20 protein-coding genes and 5 tRNA genes are annotated in these 23875 nt (G+C 41.7%); 4 read left to right on the top strand and 21 right to left on the bottom strand.

Annotated elements, in window-relative coordinates:
• Window positions 1–99: 99 nt before the first annotated feature.
• Window positions 100–2373 carry a TonB-dependent receptor domain-containing protein gene (locus tag PSH41_RS10105; protein ID WP_273589902.1) on the bottom strand — a complete coding sequence of 758 codons (2274 nt, stop codon included), beginning with the start codon at window positions 2371–2373 and terminating at the stop codon, window positions 100–102.
• A 509-nt stretch (window positions 2374–2882) separates the two neighbouring features.
• Window positions 2883–3926 (bottom strand): alkene reductase, encoded by a 1044-nt coding sequence (locus tag PSH41_RS10100; protein ID WP_273589901.1) that lies wholly within the window; start codon window positions 3924–3926, stop codon window positions 2883–2885.
• A gap of 370 nt (window positions 3927–4296) precedes the next feature.
• On the opposite strand from PSH41_RS10100, the gene PSH41_RS10095 reads away from it, so the two are divergent.
• Window positions 4297–4689, top strand: a complete 393-nt coding sequence (locus PSH41_RS10095; RefSeq protein WP_004588808.1) for a DUF2750 domain-containing protein — start codon at window positions 4297–4299, stop codon at window positions 4687–4689.
• Between the two features lie 55 nt (window positions 4690–4744).
• On the opposite strand, the gene PSH41_RS10090 is transcribed toward PSH41_RS10095, so the two are convergent.
• From PSH41_RS10090 to PSH41_RS10060, 7 genes are all read right to left on the bottom strand, one after another.
• Window positions 4745–5614 (bottom strand): alpha/beta fold hydrolase, encoded by an 870-nt coding sequence (locus PSH41_RS10090; protein ID WP_273589900.1) that lies wholly within the window; start codon window positions 5612–5614, stop codon window positions 4745–4747.
• 125 nt (window positions 5615–5739) lie between these two features.
• Window positions 5740–6603 (bottom strand): universal stress protein, encoded by an 864-nt coding sequence (locus PSH41_RS10085; protein WP_024032571.1) that lies wholly within the window; start codon window positions 6601–6603, stop codon window positions 5740–5742.
• A gap of 84 nt (window positions 6604–6687) precedes the next feature.
• Window positions 6688–8676 (bottom strand): tripartite tricarboxylate transporter permease, encoded by a 1989-nt coding sequence (locus PSH41_RS10080; RefSeq protein WP_273589899.1) that lies wholly within the window; start codon window positions 8674–8676, stop codon window positions 6688–6690.
• Window positions 8677–8748: 72 nt separating this feature from the next.
• Window positions 8749–9861 carry a Bug family tripartite tricarboxylate transporter substrate binding protein gene (locus tag PSH41_RS10075; RefSeq protein ID WP_024032569.1) on the bottom strand — a complete coding sequence of 371 codons (1113 nt, stop codon included), beginning with the start codon at window positions 9859–9861 and terminating at the stop codon, window positions 8749–8751.
• 332 nt (window positions 9862–10193) lie between these two features.
• Window positions 10194–11297, bottom strand: a complete 1104-nt coding sequence (locus PSH41_RS10070) for a 4-oxalomesaconate tautomerase (protein ID WP_064387005.1) — start codon at window positions 11295–11297, stop codon at window positions 10194–10196.
• A gap of 42 nt (window positions 11298–11339) precedes the next feature.
• The gene (locus PSH41_RS10065) at window positions 11340–11522 is read right to left on the bottom strand and encodes a hypothetical protein (RefSeq protein WP_054983681.1); all 183 of its coding nucleotides are present in this window, start codon (window positions 11520–11522) and stop codon (window positions 11340–11342) included.
• A gap of 190 nt (window positions 11523–11712) precedes the next feature.
• Complete coding sequence (locus PSH41_RS10060; RefSeq protein ID WP_273589898.1) at window positions 11713–13038, bottom strand: OprD family outer membrane porin; 1326 nt, start codon at window positions 13036–13038, stop codon at window positions 11713–11715.
• Window positions 13039–13309: 271 nt separating this feature from the next.
• Between PSH41_RS10060 and PSH41_RS10055 the strand changes: the two genes are divergently transcribed.
• Genes PSH41_RS10055 through PSH41_RS10045 form a run of 3 tightly spaced genes read left to right on the top strand, consistent with a single transcriptional unit; the run spans window position 13310 to window position 16483 of the window.
• A complete protein-coding gene (locus tag PSH41_RS10055; RefSeq protein WP_029774040.1) occupies window positions 13310–13981 on the top strand; it encodes a response regulator transcription factor in 672 nt (223 codons plus the stop codon).
• Window positions 13974–15419, top strand: coding sequence for a sensor histidine kinase (locus PSH41_RS10050; RefSeq protein ID WP_273589897.1), 1446 nt, complete (start codon window positions 13974–13976; stop codon window positions 15417–15419). Before PSH41_RS10055 ends, PSH41_RS10050 begins: the two co-directional genes overlap by 8 nt.
• The gene (locus PSH41_RS10045) at window positions 15416–16483 is read left to right on the top strand and encodes an ABC transporter substrate-binding protein (protein WP_273589896.1); all 1068 of its coding nucleotides are present in this window, start codon (window positions 15416–15418) and stop codon (window positions 16481–16483) included. Before PSH41_RS10050 ends, PSH41_RS10045 begins: the two co-directional genes overlap by 4 nt.
• A gap of 158 nt (window positions 16484–16641) precedes the next feature.
• On the opposite strand, the gene PSH41_RS10040 is transcribed toward PSH41_RS10045, so the two are convergent.
• The 12 genes from PSH41_RS10040 to tolQ all read right to left on the bottom strand — a co-directional run bounded on the left by PSH41_RS10040 (window position 16642) and on the right by tolQ (window position 23591).
• A tRNA-Ser gene (locus tag PSH41_RS10040) sits at window positions 16642–16731 on the bottom strand.
• Between the two features lie 167 nt (window positions 16732–16898).
• Window positions 16899–17939, bottom strand: coding sequence for a quinolinate synthase NadA (gene nadA, locus PSH41_RS10035; RefSeq protein ID WP_004589501.1), 1041 nt, complete (start codon window positions 17937–17939; stop codon window positions 16899–16901).
• A 150-nt stretch (window positions 17940–18089) separates the two neighbouring features.
• Window positions 18090–18165, bottom strand: a tRNA-Lys gene (locus PSH41_RS10030).
• A gap of 73 nt (window positions 18166–18238) precedes the next feature.
• Window positions 18239–18314, bottom strand: a tRNA-Lys gene (locus PSH41_RS10025).
• A 71-nt stretch (window positions 18315–18385) separates the two neighbouring features.
• Window positions 18386–18461 (bottom strand) — tRNA-Lys (locus PSH41_RS10020).
• 71 nt (window positions 18462–18532) lie between these two features.
• Window positions 18533–18608 (bottom strand) — tRNA-Lys (locus tag PSH41_RS10015).
• A 219-nt stretch (window positions 18609–18827) separates the two neighbouring features.
• Window positions 18828–19577, bottom strand: coding sequence for a tol-pal system protein YbgF (gene ybgF, locus PSH41_RS10010; RefSeq protein WP_004587278.1), 750 nt, complete (start codon window positions 19575–19577; stop codon window positions 18828–18830).
• 13 nt (window positions 19578–19590) lie between these two features.
• Window positions 19591–20133 carry a peptidoglycan-associated lipoprotein Pal gene (gene pal, locus PSH41_RS10005; protein ID WP_004587277.1) on the bottom strand — a complete coding sequence of 181 codons (543 nt, stop codon included), beginning with the start codon at window positions 20131–20133 and terminating at the stop codon, window positions 19591–19593.
• Between the two features lie 36 nt (window positions 20134–20169).
• Window positions 20170–21528, bottom strand: coding sequence for a Tol-Pal system beta propeller repeat protein TolB (gene tolB / locus PSH41_RS10000; RefSeq protein ID WP_004587276.1), 1359 nt, complete (start codon window positions 21526–21528; stop codon window positions 20170–20172).
• A 9-nt stretch (window positions 21529–21537) separates the two neighbouring features.
• Window positions 21538–22464 (bottom strand): cell envelope integrity protein TolA, encoded by a 927-nt coding sequence (gene tolA, locus PSH41_RS09995; RefSeq protein WP_024032176.1) that lies wholly within the window; start codon window positions 22462–22464, stop codon window positions 21538–21540.
• Between the two features lie 4 nt (window positions 22465–22468).
• Window positions 22469–22900, bottom strand: a complete 432-nt coding sequence (tolR, locus tag PSH41_RS09990) for a protein TolR (RefSeq protein WP_004587274.1) — start codon at window positions 22898–22900, stop codon at window positions 22469–22471.
• Entirely contained in the window at window positions 22887–23591 is a 705-nt protein-coding gene (gene tolQ, locus PSH41_RS09985; RefSeq protein WP_004587273.1) for a protein TolQ, read from the bottom strand. The genes tolR and tolQ overlap by 14 nt, the downstream gene beginning before the upstream one ends.
• Between the last annotated feature and the right edge of the window lie 284 nt (window positions 23592–23875).

Raw genomic sequence — 23875 nt, 5'->3', positions numbered from 1 at the left:
TTACTGTGTACCTAATTACTGTGTACCTAATTACTGTGTACATTTAACAAAAAGCCCATCAAAGATGGGCTTTTAATTATTTACTGTACATTATGGCAATTAAAACGTAGCCGATAACGTCAGTGCTGCTGTACGTGGCGCACCAATAAAGTAAGTGCTGCCATTACCCGTACCACCCGCTAAATAGCTTTTATCGGTAACGTTATAAACAACAAAGGCAACATCAATAGCTTTAAATGGTCCTGCGTTTATATCGGTTGCGTAACCTGCGTTTAAATCAACCACGGTATAGCCATCAACTTCGCCACGCTCACCGGTGTATTTAGCCGATAAACCAAAGCGGAAATCACCGCTAAAGTAATCGGTCGATAGCACAAATAAGTCATCTACTGAGTCTATTACTTTTTCACCGGCTTCAAACCCGGGTGCATCGCCTTTGTACTCTGAATCATTATTCGTGTACGAGCTATATACACTCCATTGTGGGCTTAGCATGTAACTTGCCGACAACTCTAAACCTTGCGATTCAATACCCCCTACGTTTAAGTAAGAGCCATTTGTACCTATGGTGTAATCAATACCGCCAGTGTCACTACCTGGGGCAATGAACGTAATACGGTTATCAAATTCAATTGAATACGCTGTTGCGGTCAGGTTTAACGCGTTATTTTGATAACGTACACCTAAATCGATGTTTTCAGCGGTTTCAGCTTCAATGGCTGATAAATCAGAGCTGTCGCGCTCAAGTACACCGTCTTTTATGGCTGCAAAGTTTTCGCTGTAGCTGGTAAATAGCTCGGTTGAGTTATTTAGCTGATACAAAATACCACCACTAAATAACACATCAGAGTCACTATTAACTTTAGCAGTTGTGGCATTTTGATAATGGTCGTACTTTTCAATATCAACAAGGTACTTTTTAACACCTACGTTAAGCGTGAAATCGCCAAGTGCCATTGAATCCTGCGCATACCATTTAAGGGTGTCGGTCTCAAAGGTGTTTTTATACTGGGTCCAGTATGGCGTGCTATCAAAGTGGTGGTAAATGCTGGCATTAATTACTTTGTGCCAATCGCGAGACTCGTCACGGTCGCTTTGCTCATACCAAAAACCGGCTTCTATGTCGTGCATGCCAAACGTAGCTTGGTAGTTGGCAGTAACCCCTAAGCGGTCTTTTTTGTAATGCGTATGACGATACGACATTACAGGTATTGCCGTATCATCGTAACATGCAGGGTTTAAACCAGGGCCCGACTCCCACGGCCAGCTTAAACTTGCCGTACAACCTTCGTTTGGTGCCAGTGCGTTACCTGCGCTATCTACAAAACCGTAAGAGCCTGCGTTAGTGCCGCCCTCTGTAGTTGGGTTGCCGTTTTCATCTACTGGAGTTGTTAAATACGGTGGGATCCAATCGCCACGGCCCGAGTTTTTATGATAATAAGGGCTTACTGTAAGAAGCGATGTTGGCGAAAGTGCATACTCAAACTTTAAATACGCTAACGTATTTTCACGCAGTGTACCCCAGCCCTCAGCAAACATTTGGTCGTAATGTGGAACGCCTGTCCAGTTCCACGTTAACTGATCCCACTCTGGTGTTTGTTCAAATTGCGCAAGACTTACACTGTTGTAGTTAGTCTCGCTTACATCATCGTAAGATAAACGCCCTGTAATTGTTAAATCAGCAAGCGTTGTTACAAATTTAAGCTCTGCGTGTTGGTTATCTTTTCCGCCATTGCTACCTGAGCCAATCCAGCGGCTAGTATCAGTTTGCGAGTAACTTACATACGCTTGTGTATTATCAAATAAAGTACCCGTTTCGTGCTTAACGTAAAAGCGGGTCGCATCGTGGCTACCCGAGGTGTAAGCAAAAGTGGTGCTACTATCAAGACTTGGCGCTTTACTTACAAAGTTAAATGTACCGCCTAGTGCCTCAAGCGATGCCGATTTAATATCTGAGGTGCCTTGGCCTACTTCTACAGTGGCTAAATTTTCAGTGTCTAGGTAACGGTTTGCTTTAGCGCCCCCACCATAGTTTGAGCCACCGTTAGGAATACCATCAACGGTCATCCCTAATTGCTGCTGGTTTGAGTCAATACTAAAACCACGCATAGTAATTGTGGTAGACCAGTCATCGCCACCAAATGCATCGCCTTCGTTTATGCTAATGCCAGGTAAGTTATCGATAACCGATAACACACTCGAAACCGTTGTTTGTTGATCAAGCATTGCAGGCTCAATCACATTATTTGCATAACTGGTTGGTTTTGCAGTAACGGTTATTTCTTCTATTTCGTTGTCATTTGCATAAGCTGACGTTGATACAGCCATAGCAATTGCCATGCTCAAAATCGATTTATTAGTTAAAGCGTACATTGTGATCCCGTTTGGTTTTAATTATCTAAAGTAATTATGAAAGCGGGCACAGTATGATTTCGAATTATGACAACAAAAATGAAGTTTATTTACAGGGGTGTTAAAAAAATGTGGGGTTTTTATGGCTTTGTTATGTCATTTGTAAGTCAGCCTAAGCACAAAAACCTAGGCTGATTTATATATAAACACTAGGGCGTGTTGATCTTTGCGGATTGAAATTTGTTCAATCTAGGGGTGATTAAATCGCGGCACGAGGTTTGTAACCTAGTGGGCTAAGTAAAAACCGAGTAAAGCTTCCGCGTCCTGCTCACGCCCCTTACCTACATCCATGTAGGCAACAAAGAGTTTATCGCCCCTAGGCAGAACCCGAAGGGCAGCGCATGTTTGGCATTTATGCTGCGTTATCGCCTATTAATGGGGAGTAACCACACTTCATAGGCTCTGCCTTGCCTAAAAACCAAACATACTGCTGCAAATTCAAACGCCAAAGGTCAACACGCCCTAATTAATTAGAATAGTTTAGCTAACATCTCGTCACTATAAGCAACAAGTTCTTCATTATTAGCCACTTTACTAATGTAATCTGGATTAGCAATAAATGGACGACCAATCGCAATTAAATCAAACTGTCCATTATTTATTGCTTGTTTTGCATCATCAAAACTATAGCTACCTACCCCTACAAGGCTGGTTTTAGTGTTAGCGCGCAAATACTGCGAGGTTGTTTTACCTTCTAAAGAGTCAAATTGAGTGCTGTCATCAAAAATACCGCCATGAATGTAAGCCAGTTTTTTGTCATCTAGCTGCGCTAATAAATAATCAAATACCGCTTTATCACGCTTATCTTCTTCCATATTAAAATAAGCACCTGGCGATAACCTAATTGCCGTACGCTCATTACCTACTGCATTAACAACCGCATCGGTCACTTCTATTGCAAAACGCGCCATATTTTCAGGTGTTTGGCCATATTCATCTGTGCGCTCATTTGCAGCGTAATGTAAAAACTGATCAATTAAATAACCATTTGCGCCATGAATTTCTACACCATCAAAACCTGCTTCAATGGCGTTTTCGGCCGCTTTAGCAAAGTCGGCAATCAGTGAATTAATATCCTCTTTAGTGGCCGCTTTTGGCGTAATGTACGTCAGCTCGCGCATACGTGGTACAGAGCCTTCAACACCAATTGCCGATGGCGCTAATACTTCGCCGTCAAAAAAGTGAGGGTGAGCAACACGGCCAACATGCCAAAGCTGTGCAAACATTTTACCGCCGTTTGCATGTACGGCGTCGGTTACTTTTTTCCAGCCTTGAATTTGCTCGCTGGTAAATAACCCCGGTGTATTTGGGTAGCCTTGTGCATCTGGGCGAATAATAGTGGCTTCGCTAATAATTAAACCGGCATCGGCACGGCGCGCATAATATTCGACCATATCTTGCGTAGGTACTAAATTATCATCAGCCATACAACGGGTTAAAGGCGCCATAAAAACGCGATTTTTAAGTTCAAGTGAGTCGTTTAATTTATACGGTGCCAGTAAATCTGTGGTCATTGTTAAATCCTTCATTAAGAGTATGCATATGAGATGCGGCCTTTTTAACAACATTCAAGGGCAATTTTGAATGCTCGCTCAAAATATACTTAGGGAGTACCAAAACAGATCTGAATTACAAAATAAAATAACCTGAACTCTGGTTAAGAGATTTACTAACATATTTTATCATGATGATGGTTAAGCTTATTTTGTCTCTAGCCAGAGATTTTCAGTAAATTCCACGCAGTTAGCGCTTAAAATAGCTGCTAGAGATAGATTTATTATCCAGAGTTCAGGTTAAATAATAATTTTTCAACACACTGTCACATAACTCGATATACTTGTAGCAGTAAAATTCAAATTTGAAGCAATAAAGAGTGAGCCAATTATGACAACTGCAAATGCGACTGAAGAACAAACCGTAATTTTAGGGCTAGGGGCAAAAAAACGACTCGCTTTTATGTTTGAAACCGTACAACAGTACAAACAAGTATGGATTTTAAACGACGATGATGGCTGCGTAATGCTTGCCAACGAAGATGACGACTGTGTACCAGTGTGGCCAACCCGCGATTTTGCACAAGCTTGGGCCACGGGCGAATGGGAAGGCTGTACACCAAAAGCCATTCCGACTAAAGATTGGTTTAGCCGCTGGACACCCGGCCTTGAAGAAGACGACTTACTGATTGCGGTGTTCCCTACCGAAGAGGACGACGGCACGGTGCTTTTTCCTGATGAATTTGAAAGCCAGTTAAAAATTCCAAAAAAAAGAAAGTACTAAGTAGCCAGCATCACGTTATTTAGTTTATAAACGCGGCCTAAAATAGCCGCGTTTTTTATATCTGCTTTCTAAATTTTAAATAAGCCTCGGTTATAGCCTTGGCATCTTCTATTTGTGGGTAGTGTCCAAGCTCAACAAACCCTTGTACGCGCGCATTAGGTATTGTTTTTTTATAGTACTCAAGCATGTGTTTACCCGATATTGGGTCTTGCTCACCTGCAATAAACGTAACCGGTATATCGCTATTAATCATTGCCCCAACCCAGCGCAGCTCGTTTTGTTTTCGCTGTGTAATATATTTAATTAGCTTGGGCATTACACGTAAACCCTTGTTATAAATTAACAACGCCCAAAGGGTATCAATTACCATAGGGGCTGGTGGCGTGTTTTTGCCAAAAATAGTGATTAAATTTTTAGCAAACTTTTGTTTGCTCATTAGCTTAGGTACTAGCCAACCGAGTTTTGAAAGTAGCAGCTTTTGGATAAATAAAGGTTTATGTATGTGTGGAAATAACCCGCCATTTAAAAAGCATACACTGTGTATGCGTATGTCGCTTTGAGCAGCAACTTGCCTTGCTAATAGCTCTTGAGCCACGGTATCGCCATAATCATGAGCTAATAGGTGTACATTGGTAATATTTAAACGCTTTAAAAATTGCGTGTATAAATCAGCTTGCTCTGTAATGTTATAAGCCGCATTTATTGGTTTATCCGATAGGCCAAAACCCAGCATATCAAGTGTAACTAAAAAGTAGTGTTTTTTGAGCTCATCCCACATACCTTCCCAGTCCCAGCTTGCACTTGGAAAGCCGTGTATCAAAAGGAGCGCGGGGTTATTAGCACTCCCTGCTGTTTGAGTAAAAATTTGCTTGGCATTTATATCAATAAACTGCCCGTTTGATTGCCACTGTGAAAGCGTATACATAGGCTGCTACCCATTAACTTTTATTATTGTAATGGTTAGTTTTATCACATTGAGCTTTAATAAAAAGCCGATATTGAACGTAAATATCGGCTTTTGGGTAAAATTTAGTTTTTAAGCTTTAAGTGTTATCGCGCCATAAGTATTGGCAAGGTGGTGTTTGCTAGCATGTAGTTAGTCATACCACCAAAAATTTGCTCATGGATTCGCCTGTGAGTAAATGCGCCCATCACCACTAAATCAGCATTATGCATTTGTGCTACCGACATAAACGCTTTAGCGGTTGATTGCCTACCATTATTAAATGTTACAAACTCACTTTTAATATCGTGCTGGGCTAAATATTTAACCACTTCATGGCCGTTTGGCATTTTATCGGCGCTGCTTGCGCTGGTGCAAATAACAACCTTTTTAGCCTGTTTTAGAAGCGGTAAACTGTAAGTGAGCGCACGCGATACCTCGGTGCTGGCGTTCCAGCCAATCACCACTGTTTTTATATCAAAGTGGGTCATTTGCCGTGGTACCAGTAATATAGGTTTACCACTTCGCATTACCGATGCCTCAAAGGTCGAGGTTGATTTACCACTTTTAGACTGCGGAATAATAATTAAATCAGCGACTTTGCCTTGCTCTGCAATTATTTCGCTGCGCACACCTATATTAATATGCCATGAAGCGCTTGGGTGCGTGGGATGCTCTGCGCTGTCGTCAGTGTATTTAACTTGCTGCTGGGCACATAAACTAACAAATTCGGTTTTTAAATTTGCCGATTCGGTTGTTGCAAAGCGCCCTGCTACAGAGTCTAACTCTTTTACCAATTTAGTTGGTAAGCCAAGCTGCCCTGTTGGCAAAAAGCGTTTTGGGTCTAAGTGCGTGTGATAAACATCAAGGTGCGCATTAAAATACTTAGCAACGGCTAAGCCCCCTTTTAAGCGCTCTGTTACATGCCCACTTGTAGAAAGCGGCATTAAAATAAGCTTAGGTGAAATCATAATTATATCCTTCTTAAGCCAGTGCCTTTTAGAGCGAATGTAAACCGTGCTAAGCGCTGCTTGTTTTGCTTAGCACGGCGGCGTTTACAGCTGCGTAAAGCTTGCCACTTCTTGTAGGTAACCGCTTGGTAAATCTAATACCATAAAGTGCGATAAAGTAAGTAAGAATGCTAACGCACACACTGTCAGTGTTAATGTTCTAGCAATTGATATACGTGCTTTTACAAGTAAAAATATTATGAAAAACAACGCTATCGAAATCACATAGCCCAGTAAAAAACACCCAGCTAATAAGCCACACAGCCAAAATACATAATGCCAAAGGCCAGTCACGCTTGAGTCGTTTACATACCCCGCAGAGACCTCATTATCGTAATTTACAGCATCGTCTACTTTATTAAGTAGCAGCTTGATCAGCACAACCGCAGAGAGTATTAACATGAACGAGCACACCACACCAGGAAATACTCCACCTAAGAATGTGCGTTGGAACGAGTCATACAAACCGTATGCAAACACTAAACAAACAAAGCCAGAAAACGCGATTTGTGGTTTAAGGTTAGTTGGTTTTACCTCAGCATTAGCCTTGTTTTTATTGGCTTTTTCTTTTTTAGCAGCCTTAATAGAGTGGCGTGCTGCAAAGAAAATAGAAAGCGCGGTTAATGCACCAATAATCATCACGCCCGGTTTTAATAAAAACTCTATGCCGTCAAACTGAATAGCTTGATAAAGGTAAGTTTCCATGCCGCTTGCCAGTACAAAACCAATTAAAAATGCTGGTCGTGGCCATCCAAAGCGCTTCATTAATACGCCTAAAATACCAATGCCAATAAGTGCGACTAAATCACCTAAATCACGGGTTGCCTGAAACGCCGCAAAAAAGATCACCATAACCATAAATGGTGCCATGAGCGTGTAAGGAATAGTTGTTACCTTTGCTACCCATTTAGAAATAAGTAAACACGCGCCCGCGCCAATTACATTAGCAAGCGCCAGTGACCATACAATGGTGTAAGTAACATCAAGGTCAGTGGTGATCATCGCAGGGCCTGGCTCTAAGCCAATTAATACCATGCCACCTAAAAATACAGCCATGCTGCCAGAACCTGGAATACCAAATAATAAGGTCGGAATTAAGCCACCGCCTTCTTTGGCATTATTTGATGACTCAGGAGCAATAACACCGCGTATGTCGCCTTTACCAAAGTTTTCGGTGTCTTTAGAGGTTTGCACCGCATGACCATAAGAGATCCAATCAACTACGCTGCCACCTAGACCAGGTAGTGCGCCAACAACACAGCCAATGGCAGCACAGCGCGTGGCTAGCCATTTATTTTTAACAACATCTTTTACGCCTTCAAACCACCCACTACCCAGCTCAGAAGCTTCTGAAATAGAGCGATTTTGACGCAGTAAATCGATAATTTCTGGCAATGCAAATATACCTAAACCAACAACCACTAACGGAATACCATCCATAAGGTAACCGTTATCAAATACCATGCGGTATTCACCGGTTGCAGGAGCACCGCCAAGTGAGCCTAAACATAAACCTAAGCCACATGCGCTTAAGCCTTTTACTAGGCTATTACCGGCCAATACACCCACCATGCTTAAACCTAGCAAAGTAAGCATAAATAATTCGGCCGAGCCAAACGCTAAAATAACGGGGCGGGCAATCAGTACAAACAGCGTTAAAATAATGGCGCCAAAAAGGCCACCAAATAATGACGAAGCAAACGCTGCTGAAAGCGCACGCGCTGCTTGACCCTTTTTAGACAGTGGGAAGCCGTCAAGCACTGTGGCTTGTGAGCCACTGGAGCCTGGAATACCCATTAATACAGAGGTGAAGGTGTCAGAGGTTGGAATAACCGCCACTAGGCCAATAAGCATAGCAAGCGCTGAAATTGGGTCCATACCATATAAAAATGGCAGTAATAACGATAAACCCGCTATGCCGCCTAAACCCGGAAAAATACCAATCAGCAAGCCTAAAAAAACGCCGCCGCATAAATACATTAAGTGTGTGGGGGTAAGAATAGTTTGTAGCGCAATTAAAAATGCATCTAACATACTGCTCTCCTTAGATTAAAAAAGTGGCTCACTAAATGCGAGCCACTGTGTACAACAAATCAACATGGTTTTTTAAAAACGCGCGTTGTAGTTTTCGGTTAGGTAATTTCTTACCCATTGTTTGTCAGTTTCAGAAATTGTCAGTGCTGAGCTCAGTGTGTTTACTGCATCTTCGTTTACAAGTTGTGGGTATTGGCCAAGTACTAATTCAGACTCTTCTTTAAAGTTGTCTTGATCAATGACGCGCTGTGCTGCATTGCGCCACTCTGCAATAACGTCATCAGGGGTGCCTTTAGGTAAAAACAGTCCTTTTTGCGCAGCAAAACCGGCTACAAAAAAGGTTTTCCATACGTTGTATTCAACGCCTGTTGGCTTTTTACCATGGATCATTTCGTATACTTCGCCTACGTGTGGTAAGTCAGGAAACGTTGGGTCGCGTACAATTTTGCCTTCTTTATTAAGTACACCAAACGACATAAGCGGAATCGCTTTACCTTCATCAACTAGCGGCTGTACTTTTTTTAAGTAGGCAGAGGTAGTTTGAAAGTCGATATCCACCTCGCCACGTTCAAACGATAAACGCGCACTGCCACGGCCTTTCATACCAAAAATGGCATGAATGTCTAAATCAAGCATGTCGAAGGCTAATAACCCAACCAAGTCCATTGACGCGGCGCGTTGGCTACCAAATTTAAGTTTTTGACCCTGCAATTTGGCAAGCTCTGATGCGTTTTTAATACCCAGCTCTGGGCGCACATATACCACCGCACCTGTCGGTGTGGCCATAATCACGTTCCAACGTTTTACTTCGTATCTAACGCGTGAATCGCCAAGTAAGTAAGGGATTTGTGTAGAGGCAGAAGTACTAAATACATTTAAGCCATTTGCTTTAGCGCGGCGCTCAAAGCGGTTAGCGCCTTTGGTAGAGCCACCACCTGGAATGTTTTTAACCACAACCACAGGTTTACCATTTAAATGCTGAGAAAAACGCGGACCAAAAAAACGTGCCCATGTGTCAGAGCCGCCACCTTCTTTAAAAGGCACAACCCACTCTACTCGCTCACCATCAAAGCTTACTTCGTCGTTATTGTTTGCATAAGCTGAGCTGATACAAGTGCTTGCTGCTAACACAACAAGCATTGCTTTTAGTCGATTAGGTGCAAAAGTACTTAATTTAATCTTCATAATTTGACCTCTGTTATTCGCTGCAATTATTTAAATAGGTCCTAATAACGTCATTGCATCTATTACGTAGATGAAAGTATTTCGTTAAAAGAAGTTAACAACAGCTAGACTAATAGCCGAAACTGTCATCTACCTGTCATCGATGCCAAACTATCCATTAATTTAAAATTATTTATAAGGCATTGTTTTTAAATAAAAATAAGTTTAATTTTATTTATATAAAGCATAAAAAAAGCGATAACAGACAATCTGCTATCGCATTTTCGGTTGGTTTACTAAGGCTTAGCACCAATTCGCTTAATTAAGTGAGCTATTTTGCCCATTGGTATAAGTTAAGCTATTTTGCTTTCATCCCATACTTTTGCAGGTATGTGTACTTCACCTTTAAATAACATTCTGGCGGTGCGCATTAACCCCGCCGATTTTATATCTAGCGTGTCGTTTTCAAAGCCCCCCTCAAGGAGTAAATCTATTTTACCGCTTGGGTGTTCAACCACTATATTTTGCTGCTCTGAGCTTTGTGGGGTAATTAAGTCGTACGCCACACTGCCTGGCAACATGCAACTAACACTCACGCAAATTGCCCCCGTTACAGAATGGCTGGTATGGCAATTTTGCGGCACAAAGTAGCGCGAAGTTATCGTACCGCCAAATTGCGGCACCGACAGTAAACCGACTTTAGGAATGACTTTTCCGGTTGCATCGCCTAGGCCCATTTTTAGTGACGCCTGCAGGCGAATGCTTTCTATTTTTTGCAGTAACTCTGTATTTGCATCAAGCTCTTGTTTAGTTTCAGAGCCTTTTACACCCAGTGATGGTGCAGGTATTAGTACCATTGGCATGGCAGCATCCACACAACTTACTTCTACGCCATCAAAGGTATCGCGTGCAGAGCCAGTAGGCAGTAATTCACCGGTTTTAGTGCCACACACATCAAAAAACTTAAGTAAAATAGGCGCTCCAGAGCCTGGTACGCCATCAATGGTGGCATCGCCTTCGTACTCTACAAAGCCGTTAGGCGTTTGTACCACAACTTCAATCAGGGTATTGGTATTTACATTTTTAACCCGTACCGTTGTTTCACCGTCGTTTGCAGTAACCAGTCCGTATTCAATTGCCAGAGGTGCTGCACCAGATAAAATATTGCCACACGAAGGGGTTATATCGACTTCATTTTGCTCAATAGCAACTTGCGCAAATAAGTAATCAATGTCTGCATCGGGGTCGGTTGAGCGTGAAATAATGGCCGCTTTACTGGTTAGTGAGTTTCCTCCACCAACGCCGTTTACTTGCAGCGGATCGCCTGAGCCCATTGCTGCAGTTAAAATTTCTTTGCGTTTATCCCACTCTCTCGGTAAATCGTTGGCTAAAAAATAAGTCCCGCGAGACGTTCCGCCGCGCATAATGACACAAGGTATTTTTTTTTGAATAGTCATAATAATCCAGCTTCTAAATCAATTTAAATGAGCAGTAACGGGTTAGTTATTACTTAAAATAACCACGCACTCTTGCACTTGCTCTTGCTTACTTTGCAAAGATTGAGGGGCAAAATTAGTATTACTTGTTGCACTCGCAGCCGTGGCTGTTTGTTGGCTATTTGCACGAAAGTGAATGGCTCTCGGCGTAGGTTTTAACTGAGGTGTAGCGTGTGTTGAGTTCATCGTTTCGCCCTTTCAATGCAATTAAAAACAAGTAACGTCGTTATCAAAACGTTGCCCTTTTTTTAAGAGTAAGGAGCCAAACTGTCACTAACCTGTCACGAAATAAAAATTGATTAAAAAATAACTTTTAAAAATTAAAAAACGCGCAGCATTTTCATGCTGCGCGTTAAAAGCCAATCGAAGGGGGCGTTTAAAACTTAATGGTGTAATCTACATATACACGGTGATCTGCTCTGTCTCCTTTTACACCATCAACACTGCCAGTTTCATCTGTGGTGTAATCTAAAAATAACCAACGTAGGCTTAAGCCTTTTACAGCCGCTACTTTGTAGCGTGTATCAATGGCCCAATATTTTTCATCGGCTGTGCCACCTGCTTTACCTAAGCTTGAATTTTCTGCATCGCTGCCGCTGGTGTAATAAAACTTTGTGGTTAAACCCGGTGCCACTGCTTTTAGGTCAACACCTAAGCGAGCCTGCCAAGTTGACTCATTTTGGTTTGTTAAATCGGCACCAATTAATGAGCGCGTGGGAAACGGGTTAGTCCCGTGATCGCCGCTAAAGTTATCTTCAATCCAAGCATCGTTCACTTTGGTAAATGCGGCGCCTAGTGTCCAAATATCTTTTTTCCAATTGGCATCTAGGTAATAGGCAAAACCATCGTTTTCACTTTTAGTAACGCCTGAAACCGCACCGAGTGCATCTTCATCATCTAAATCGCCACCCTCTGCGCCGGTTACAAATAAATCGCCATCGTCTTGTGAGGTAAATACGCCACTTGAAAGGGTTAACTTACTGTGATCGAGCTTTATAGCGTAGCTGCCTTTAAGCCCAAGCTTTGATAAGTAGTCATGGGAGTTTAAATACTCTGCGTCTATTTTTAGCGCATCTTTTTTGTAGCTTGCGCCCACACCCCAAATAACACTAATTGCGCCGTTATCTGACTGGTCGGTAGAAAAATCTTCCCACTTGTCGTCGTGGCGGCGGCTCCATTTATCGTAGGCGTAACCATATACTTTGGTATTGCCAAACTTGTAGTCACCAAATACACCTCTAAAAGTATTGGGAATTGCGCGGCTACCTGAGCTTTTTAACAACATACTTTTGGTTTTTTGCCCGCCTATTTTTACATGGCCATTGTCGCCAAGTTTAACGTCGATAAAATATTGACCAAATTTAGAAAAACTATCGTCAACGCCGCCTTTTTCATCCCCAGCGGGTAAAATATTATTTTGTGCGCTGCCGGTTGAGTTGTAATTAAGTACCGTATAAGTAGAGACACCCATGCTAATTAAGTCATTCAAATAGCCCGATTGATAATTGAGCTCTATGCCTTGTGCAAACGTTGAGTCGTCGCTGGCGTCGTTATCGTAATCGCGGTCAAAGTAAATTGACCTTAGCTTAATATTAAATTCGTCTTGCTCTGTAAGCCCATTAAAAGAAGCGTACGAAGGAATAGAAACACAAGTTAATACTGCGCCTGTTACTGCAAATATTTTAGAGAACCGTTGAGCCATAGTTGTCTCCGCTACCTTGTTTAATTAAATTTATAGTTGTGTGTAGTGTGTATCAGTTTATTCATGTTGCAATTTACACGGCAAACCTGTCACAAACCTGTCACAAGATAATTACATTTTAGGCAATTGTATTTTTAGCTATTAGATTAAAACTATAGCTTATCTTGCTATAAACGAAGGTATTTGCGTATTGTAAACGTTGCAGTAATTGTTTAGTGTCTTGCACAACTTAAAATTATATTTTTTAATTGCGACTTTGCGGGTGTGCTTAATGAGAATTTTAGCAGTTGAAGACGACGAAGTGTTAGGAGAAGCAATTTGCCAACGCTTCACCAAAATGGGCCAAGGTATAGACCTTGTAACCAGTGGTGATGTGGCTAATTCGCTGTTAAAACGCCATGAGTACGACCTTATTTTACTTGATTTAAACTTGCCCAATTTAAACGGTGAGCAAATATTAAAAAAGCTCAGGGCTCGCTCATCAAATACGCCTGTATTAATTTTAACGGCACGTGCCCAAGTAGAGCACCGCATAGAATTACTCGACTTAGGCGCCGACGATTACCTCACTAAACCCTTTGATTTTGGCGAATTAGAAGCCCGTTGCCGCGCCCTACTTAGGCGTAACCAAGGCCTAGGTAAAGACATTATAAGTTATGGCAATCTCGATTTTGACCGAAAATCATGCACGGTCACTATTGCTAAAGAACTTATTGACTTAAAACAACGAGAATTTAGGTTGCTAGAAATATTTTTAACGCATCAAGGCAAAGTGCTTAATAAAGATGAGTTACTCGATCACTTATATTCGTTTGACGATTCACCTAGCCCCAACGCCATAGAAACCTACGTAGCAAGGCTTCGTAAAAAGCTGGTAAATAGCAGTGTTGATATAAAAACACTGCGTGGTTTAGGCTATCTTTTAGCAGAGCCTAATGAGTAGCAAAACCCTCCCCTCTATTCGCCGGCAGCTGCTTACAATAACCATTGCTTTAATGGTTATAATTACACTTATAACCTATTTTATGGCTAATAATTACAGTAAAAACGCCGCCCAAATTTCATACGATAGGCTACTTGCCAGTGCTGCTTTACAAATTTTTGAAAATACCCACATTGATTACCACGAAATTATTGTTGATTTACCCAGTGCTACATTCGAAACTCTCTCGATGGCCTCAAATGACAGGTTGGTGTATCAAATAACACAAAATCAAGGGGAGCACTTAACTGGCTACAATGGCTTATATCAACACATTTTACAAAAAGCTGACACCCAGTGGCAACGCGCAGAATATGACCCACGAGACAACCTACTAATACAATTTTGGGAAGGTGATTACAAAGGCGAAAACTACCGCTTTATTTTGCTCTCAGATAAGCTCTATGAAGTGGGCGAATCGTTTGATGTAAATATTTTAATAGGCCAAACCACCCAAGCTCGCGATCAGCTCGCCTATGAAATGAATTTAAATGTAATACAAATGGTTATTTTAACGTTTGTAATAGCTATTGTGCTTATATTACTGGGAGTGAATCAAATTTTGCGCCCTATTTACAGCATAAATAAAAAAATACGTCGGCGCTCCCCCACTGACCTACGCCCTATTGATATGTCGGTTCCCAAAGAAATGGCCGATTTAATTTCAACCATTAACCATTTTATATCGCAATTAGAAGTCTCGCTTAATCATTTAAAACGCTTTACTGGCGAAGTGGCTCATCAAATAAGAACGCCCCTTGCAGGCCTTAAAAGCCAGGCGCAAAATGCCATTGAAGAAAGCGATGAAAAAATAAGAACAGAGCAGTTAAATCGTGTTTTATATTCAACAGATTTACTCGACAGCACCGTTACGCAACTGTTAAACCAAGCCACTCTTGCGCACCGCTTTCATAGCCAGCCTTTAATAATGCTTTCGTTGCCGGAGCTGGTAAAGTCTGTGTGTAGAGATGTTGCGGTATCGGCGATTCAACGCGGCGTGATCATCACATATCAAGGTGACGATAATTTAATGATCAATGGCGATTCGTTTGCACTTAGCCAAATGCTACGCAACATTTTAGAAAACGCGATTAAATTTAGCCCACAAAACAAAGAAGTAAATGTGTCTACCGAGCTTCACAGTACAGACAGCGGTTACATAGCCCGTTTATGCGTGGCTGATCAAGGCGTAGGTGTATCCGATGCGCAAAAACAGCATGTGTTTGAGCGGTTTTATAAAAGTAAAGGCGACCCACGTGCCGGCAGTGGCCTAGGCTTAAGCATTGCAAAAGAGGTAGCAGAGCATCATAACGCTGCTATTAAGCTGCTCGATAACAGCCCGTCGGGGCTTATTTTTGAAATAAACTTTCCGTTAATGCTGACCGAGGACGAACATTGAAATTTTTATCGCTGATTTATATTGCCGTTTTTTTTACGTGCTTTGTAGGCTCGCCATTCGTAGCTGCAAAAACTCCTTTAGTATTTCCGGCACAAAGCGAAAATAAATCCGTACTTAAAATATATGGCGGCGCTGATAAAATGGAAATTGCCCCTTTTTTATCGGCCTTTCAAAAAAAATACCCTTTTGTACAAATTGACTACTACGAGCTGAGTACTTTCGAAGTGTATAGCGAATTTTTAGCCGACGTTAAAAACCCGCCCGACGTATTATTAAGTTCAGCAATGAACTTGCAAGTAAAGTTAGTTAACGACGGTTACGCACAGCCTTACAGCTCTGAGCAAACAAATAAGCTTCCTGCATGGGCTAAATGGCGAAATGAAGTATTTGGCTTTACCTATGAAACAGCGGTAATTGCATTTAATAAAGAATTTTTAGGCGAAGAGGTCGCACCAAGTAGCCGCAACGAATTATTAGAGCTAATTCGTAGGCGCAGTGAGCAAATTAAAGGCCGCATTGGCATTTACGATATTACTCAAGTGGGCATAGGTTATTTGCTGTGGGCTCATGACCGCGAGCAAAGCTCAAGCTATGGCCGAATGCTTGAATCGTTTGGCTATCACAGCACGCGTGTATTTAGACGCAGCGCCGACATACTCAAGGCACTTTCAACGGGCGAGCTCACTGTTGGCTATAACATATTAAGCTCTTATGCGCGCACATGGGCGGCGCAGCACCCTAATATTATTGTGGTGCAACCTAAAGACTACACCTCGGTTATTATGCGCAGTGCCATTATTCCTAAACATGCTAAAAATGTAATTGGCGCACAGCTGTTTATTGATTACTTAGTGTCTGTACAAGGGCAAACAGACATGGCCAACTTTACTAATTTTGAGCCAATAAATAACGAAGTAAGAATTAAGCAAAAACATTTACTTGATATATCAGAAGGTCAGCTGCGCCCCGTCCCCCTTGGCATAGAAATATTAGTGATAGACGATCAGATGAAGCGCCAAATAATCATTCAAGAATGGGAAAACGCGTTATTTGAGTACCAATAAATTCGGGGCTTATACCATGTCATTTTTTTAAGGGAACGACTTTAAAGGCAGATTGAGATTACCCACTAAATACACGCCTATTAGCGCATTACTAAGGTTTGGGCAGCAGGCATTAAAAAACCCAGTTATTGATATTCAATAACTGGGTTCAAGAATAATGGTGGAGGAAGAGGGATTCGAACCCTCGTTAGGGATTAACCTAAACACACTTTCCAGGCGTGCGCCTTCAGCCACTCAGCCATTCCTCCACGGTGTTGCTTAGCAACAGCGCGTTATAGTATGAAATAGGTTACACAGGTGCAAGGTCTTTTTAAATTTGTGCTGTTAAGTGTCTAATAATCAATCAGCAATTTACTTTAGGCATAAAAAAACGGCTAAACCTCAGGGTTTAACCGTTTTTTATACATTAGGCTAATTACTTAGCCATGCTAGCTGTAAAGTCTAACATGCGATTAAGTGACTTGAGCGCGCCTTCGCGTAAGTCCATATCTACAAACACTTCTTTACCGCGAGGGTCTATCAGAGCTTCTTCAATCGCTTTTAAGCCGTTCATTGCCATCCACGGGCAATGTGCACAACTTTTACATGACGCGCCTTCACCCGCTGTTGGGGCTGCAAAAAACTCTTTTTCTGGGCATAGCTGCTGCATTTTGTAAAAAATACCGCGGTCTGTCGCTACAATAAACTTATCGTTATCCATTGTTTGCGCAGCCTTTATTAGTTGACTGGTAGAGCCAACCGCATCTGCCAGTGCCACTATTTCTGCAGGTGACTCTGGGTGCACCAATACACCCGCGTCTGGGTGCAGGGCTTTCATATCTTTAAGCGCTTTTGTTTTAAATTCATCGTGTACGATACATGCGCCGTTCCACATGATCATATCGGCGCCAGTATTTTTTTGAATGTAGCTACCAAGGTGTTTATCTGGGCCCCAAATAATTTTTTCACCTTGCTCATCTAGGTGCTCTACAATTTCAAGCGCGCACGATGAGGTTACAATCCAATCTGCACGGGCTTTAACCGCTGTAGAGGTGTTTGCATACACTACAACTTTACGATCAGGGTGCTGATCGCAAAACGCTGAAAACTCGTCAATAGGGCAACCAATATCTAACGAACAGGTTGCTTCTAGCGTTGGCATAACAACTGTTTTGTTTGGCGTTAAAATTTTAGCGGTTTCACCCATAAAACGCACGCCTGCAACGATGATCATGTCTGCATCGTGGCGAGCACCAAAACGTGCCATTTCTAATGAGTCGGCAACACAGCCCCCTGTTTCTTCGGCAAGTGCCTGAATTTCAGGATCTGTATAGTAATGGGCTACCAGCACTGCATTTTTATCTTGCAGTAGTTGTTTAATACGTGCTTTATATTCGCCTTGCTCGTCTTTAGTCAACGGCGCTGGCTTAGGAGGAAAGATATAACCTTCAGGCATAATAGTTTGAGCTAGACTCATGTTCTCGACCACTTCATCTACAGTGCATTAATTACGGCAAATTATACGAGAATACACGGGCAAATAACAGCTATCTGGGCATGCTGTTTATAAATAAAAATAAGAAACTGATTTAAATAAAATAAGGGAAGAGTTGAGATTTTTTAGAAGTGGTGGGTCATGATGGACTTGAACCATCGACCAATGGATTAAAAGTCCACTGCTCTACCAACTGAGCTAATGACCCGCTCTAAATTCTGTATAGAATTAACATGCTGCGTAAATCCGCCGATTAAACCAAACTTTATTTTAATAAAGAATGGTGGGTCATGATGGACTTGAACCATCGACCAATGGATTAAAAGTCCACTGCTCTACCAACTGAGCTAATGACCCGCTCTGTGTGCTTACTATTAAGTGAGCTGCGTAAATCCGCCGATTGAACCAATCTTTACTTAAATAAAGAATGGTGGGTCATGATGGACTTGAACCATCGACCAATGGATTAAAAGTCCACTGCTCTACCAACTGAGCTAATGACCCGCTCTGTGTGCTACTGTTTAAGATAGCTGCGTAAATCCGCCGATTAAACCAATCTTTACCTTAATAAAGAATGGTGGGTCATGATGGACTTGAACCATCGACCAATGGATTAAAAGTCCACTGCTCTACCAACTGAGCTAATGACCCGCTCTTTTTGCCGCATTTTGAGTGGGGTAACCATTCGTTTGCTGCGGGCGCTTATAATACTTATTTATAAAATGAGTGCAACCGAAAATGTCTCTTTTTTTCAGTTTTTATGCCTAGGTGAGCAAAATTAAAGCGTTTGTGCTCAAACTACATGCAAATACAAGATTCGCCGAGTATTTCTATGTAGTTTGAGCTTTAAATACACCGCTTAAATGCGTCCTAATTAGCTAGACGCTCGGTTGCAAGTTTTGCAGCAGTTGTACTTGGATATTGGTTAATTAGATCACCCAATATTTTTTGTGCCTCTTGATTCAGGCCTTGCTCTTGTAAAAGCGTGCCTAACTTTAACATGGCATCTGGTCGTTTATTTGAGTTTGGAAACTCATTAACCACAACTTTAAAATGCTCACTTGCTTTTACACCATCATTTTTAATAGTCAGCAACTGCCCAAGCCAATAATGTGCATTAGAGGCATACACAGAATTAGGATAGGTTGTTAAAAATGTTTGAAACTCAGGAATAGCTTGGTCGTAGCGTTTATCTTTCATTATTAGCGCTACTGCACGCTCATACGCTTCGTTTTCAGATAAGTCACTGCTATAGGTTTGTGCGTCGCTCGATTGCGTGTAATCGGTTGCAGGCGCAGCAGCGGGTTGTGTATACGCTTGGCTTACGCGGTTTTCTATTTCTTGATAAAGCTCACGCTGGCGCTGAAGTACTTTTTCAAGTTTATAACTTTGCTCTTCAGTAACACCGCGAATTTGGCTTACTTCATCTTGAAGTAGATTAAGTTGTTGCTGTAATTCAACTTGTAATAAGTTTCGCGACTGCATCATGTTTTCTAGTGACGCTAAACGCTTCTCTATGCTCGACTGTGAACTTGCAGCTTCTGAAACAGGAGCGGGAGCAGCCAAAACTTGGGTGCTCCCGCTCAATATCATGGCTGCCAAAATAATTTTCGGCTTCATAATATCTCTTATCTTAGTAAACTAGTACCGCACGGCGGTTTTTAGCGAAAGCTGATTCAGTGCGAGATTTAACCATTGGTTTCTCTTCACCGTAGCTAACTACTGACATTTGGCTAGCAGAAACACCTAAGCTTTGTAGGTATTTTTCTACAGCTTGGCCACGGTGCTCACCTAGTGCAATGTTGTACTCAGGCGTACCGCGCTCATCAGCGTGACCTTCAATTAATACTTTTACTGAAGGGTTCTGAACTAAAAACTCAGCATGTGCACGAAGTAATTCTGCGTACTTGTTCTCAACAGTTGCTTTGTCGAAGTCAAAGTAAATAATTTGTTCTTGACGAAGCGCTTCATACTTTTGACGAAGTTGCTCTTCTGCTTGTTGTTCAGGTGAAATTGTTGCTACTTCAACTGTATCCGTGTTTGTTGATTGCTCAACTGCACTTTGATTTGATTGGTTAGCTGCGCCTTCATCAATATCTGAAGATGAGCTACAAGCGGCTAATGTCATTACTGGCACAGCGATTAGCAGGCCTTTAAGTACTTTGTTAAGTTGCATTGAGTAGATTCCTATTTTTGAGTAAACCAGCAAATATTACTGTAAATATGGCGACCAAGCTGGTGCCTTTACTTGTCCGTCTAGCACGGGTAAACGTGCTTTAAAGCGACCGTCCATCGATACCAGCGCGAGTACCTGTTTATTATTATGAAGCGTGCTATAAATGATCATCGAACCGTTTGGCGCTATGCTCGGTGATTCATCAAGGCGAGTTCGCGTTAATACTTGAAACGCGCCTGTAGCCAGCTCTTTCTTAGCAAGATGGTACTGCCCGTTGGTACGGTTAACCATCACTAATTCTTTACTGTCTGGCGTTATAGAACCCGCTAGGTTCATATCGCCGTCGAAGGTCAATCGTTGTGACCTACCAGTTCTTAAATTTAACTTATAAATCTGGGCATTACCACCCCTTTCAGATGTAAACACAATATCCTGGCCATTTGGATACCAAGATGGTTCAGTATCTATACTACGGTGGCGTGTAAGGCGTGTTTCTTTACGGGTTGCTAAATCTAAAACGTAAACTTCGGTTGCACCTGTTTTATCTTTAGAAAGCACCAATAACATTTTTTTGCCATCGGGTGAAAACTGCGGTGCACCGTTAATACCACGGTAACTAGTGATCAGCTCACGCTTACCTGAGTATAGGTCTTGAATGTAAATTTGGCTTTGGCGGTTTTCAAACGTTACATAAGCAAGCTTAGTACCGTCTGGTGACCAAGCTGGCGACATTAACGGCTCTTTTGAGCGCAATAATACTTGCTCGTTAAAGCCATCGTAATCGGCAACCACTAATTGGTATGGCTTAGCTTGGTCTTCACGTACGATTACATAAGCAATTTTAGTTAAAAACGCGCCTTTTTCACCGGTTAGCTTTTCATATACTACATCGCTTATGCGGTGTGAATAACGGCGAAAGCCACTTTCACCAATTACGCTTTCGCGCGCTTCTAAAATATGATCTTGGCTTTTTACTAGTTTACCGCTGCTCATCATTTGAGTTTGGCCACCGGTAATTTGCCCACGAATAACATCAACTAATTCGTAGCGTACTAAGTAACGCCCATCAGTTTGCTGCTCTACCTCGCCTACTACAACCGCTTCTACACCTTGGTTTACCCATGCTGCGTAGTCAATGTCGCCATCTTTATTAGGAAGCTGTGGCATTTGTGCTACATCTACCGGTTTAAACTTACCACTGCGCATTAAATCGGCAGCAATTACATCGCTCAATTTTTGTGGAATTGGGCCAACACCGTTGTATTTAAAAGGCACGATGGCAATAGGACGTGCGCCGTCTACACCTTCAGTTATTACAATTTCAAGTGCCGCATTCGCTACACCCTGAAACCCTAATAATATAACTACAAAGGCTATTTTAATTTTGCTGAACATATCATTCCTTTAAAATTCTGGCTTGATTGTTAAATTAATATTCTTAAGTTGCTCGAATACGTCTTTGTCTTTAGATACAGGTAATGTATCGGCCATGCGCACAGCTCTAAGTGCAGCTTCACACACTAGCTTATCACCCCCTAACGATTTAACTTGCGTTACTAAACCATTAAACCCAAGACGAATATTTACTCGACACTGTTGGTTTTTCATTTTTTCATCAATCAGTAAGTTTTGCTGAATGCGCGCCATAATTAAAGCACGGTACTTATCAACTTCGCTCACTACTTGCTGTTGGCGTATTTTACTACGTGCAGCCTGCTCTTTAGCAAGTTGTTCTTGTAACATTTGCTCTTGCAGCGCTTGCTGACGTTTACGCTCGGCTTCTTTTGCACGCTCTTTAGCTTCTGCTTCACGCTTTTTACGCTCTGCTTCGGCTTTTTTCAGTGCCTCTTCTTCTGCTTTGCGTTTATCTGCAGCAGCTTTAGCGGCGTTTTCAGCTTCTTGCTTTTGCTTTTCAGCTTGTTTTGCTTTAGCACGCTCTTTTTGTTCAATTTCGCGCGCTTTTTTAGCTTCAGCCTCAGCTTGTGCTTTTTCTTTCTCTTTTGCTTTGCGCTGTTGCTCTAGCTTTTTAATATTACGCGCTTCGGCTTCACGCTGTTTACGCGCATTCGCGGCTCTGCGTTCTAAGTCGCGAATGCGTTTATCTTCAGCGCGTTTTTTAGCATCTTCTTTTTTTTGTAGCTCAGCAATTTTTTGCTCAACTTGTTTTTGATCAACCGTGACCGCCGAAACCGCATTATCAGGCTCAGGAATAGCCGAATTAAGAGTCACTTCCATTACTTTAGGTGCCGGTGGGTGTATATTTGCAGTTGCCCACAAAAAGCCCCCTAAACCTAAATGTAAAAGTACTGACTTGATTATAGAACTATTCATGTTACTACTGTGTCCCCTCAAAGGATTCTGTCATTAAACCCACAGATGGTACGCCAGCATTCTTTAAAAAGTCCATTAATAACAATACTTCTTGGTAAGAAACCTTACCAGAGCCTTTAATCATTACTGGTACATCAGGGTTTTTCATTAGCTGTAGCTTAATAACCGCGGCCACATCAAGTGCTTCCATTGGCTCTTCTGGATCAGTGCCTATGCTTACATAGTACTTACCTGCCGAGTCAATTGAGGCAATAATGGGTGGCGTGTCTTTAGTATCAACTAAATCCGACTCTTCCATTTTTGGTAAATCAACTTTCACACCGTGAGTAATAAGCGGTGCTGTTGCCATAAATATAATTAGCAATACCAACATTACATCAATGTAAGGTACTACATTAATTTCTGCGACCGGACGGCGCTTCTTACGCTGATACATTCGCTTTAGCCTCTATTTGGGTAGCTGCTTGACGGTGTAAAATATTGGCAAATTCTTCCATAAAGTTGATGTAGTGTGATTCTAGTTTTTCAACTTTATTAGCAAAGCGGTTATACGCAATAACAGCCGGAATAGCCGCAAATAAGCCCATTGCCGTTGCAATAAGTGCCTCAGCAATACCTGGCGCTACCATTTGTAATGTTGCTTGCTTCACTTCACCAAGTGCAATAAAGGCATTCATAATACCCCACACCGTACCGAATAAGCCGATATACGGACTAATTGAACCCACTGTTGCTAAAAATGATAAGCTCGATTCTAGTTTTTCGATTTCACGCGACAGTGCCACACGCATAGAGCGATGCGTACCTTCCATTACAATGCCTGCACTTTGAAAGGTGTTCTTTTTATGGCGTGCAAACTCTTTAAAGCCTGATGTAAATAACGCTTCAATACCATGAGATTGACCGCTACGTGATGAGATTTCGTTGTATAGTTTGCTTAAGTCGATACCTGACCAAAATTTTTGTTCGAATTTTTTTGCATCAGACAAGGCGTCGCTAATTGCTTTTTTGCGCTGAAAAATAATTGCCCATGACATAACAGACATTGCTACTAGCGCTAGCATTACTAACTGCACAAGCAAACTGGCTTCTAGAATTAGATCTAAAAAATTAAGCCCTGATCCCACGTTAAACTCCTAAATAATTTCAAAAAACGTCAATTTGGTTATTTTGTGTAAATAAGACCATTGTAACGGCCATAAGTTGCATCTAGTGTATCGAGTCAAGGGTTTACTGACAACGATATTGCTATGAATTGGCAACAAAAAACGTTAAACATACGCTTAATCGCTTGTTTGTTTCTAAAACGCGACTACCGCGTTTAGTAAAACACAACTTAATACTACAAAAGTGCGTAAATATACGCAGTAAACTTAATAAAACGCACCGTTTATTCATAAAAAGTGCATAA

The sequence above is a fragment of the Pseudoalteromonas sp. CST2 genome, assembly GCF_028599385.1.
In the GTDB taxonomy this organism is placed as follows: Bacteria; Pseudomonadota; Gammaproteobacteria; order Enterobacterales; family Alteromonadaceae; genus Pseudoalteromonas; species Pseudoalteromonas atlantica.
This window is presented reverse-complemented; position numbering and strand designations above follow the sequence as displayed.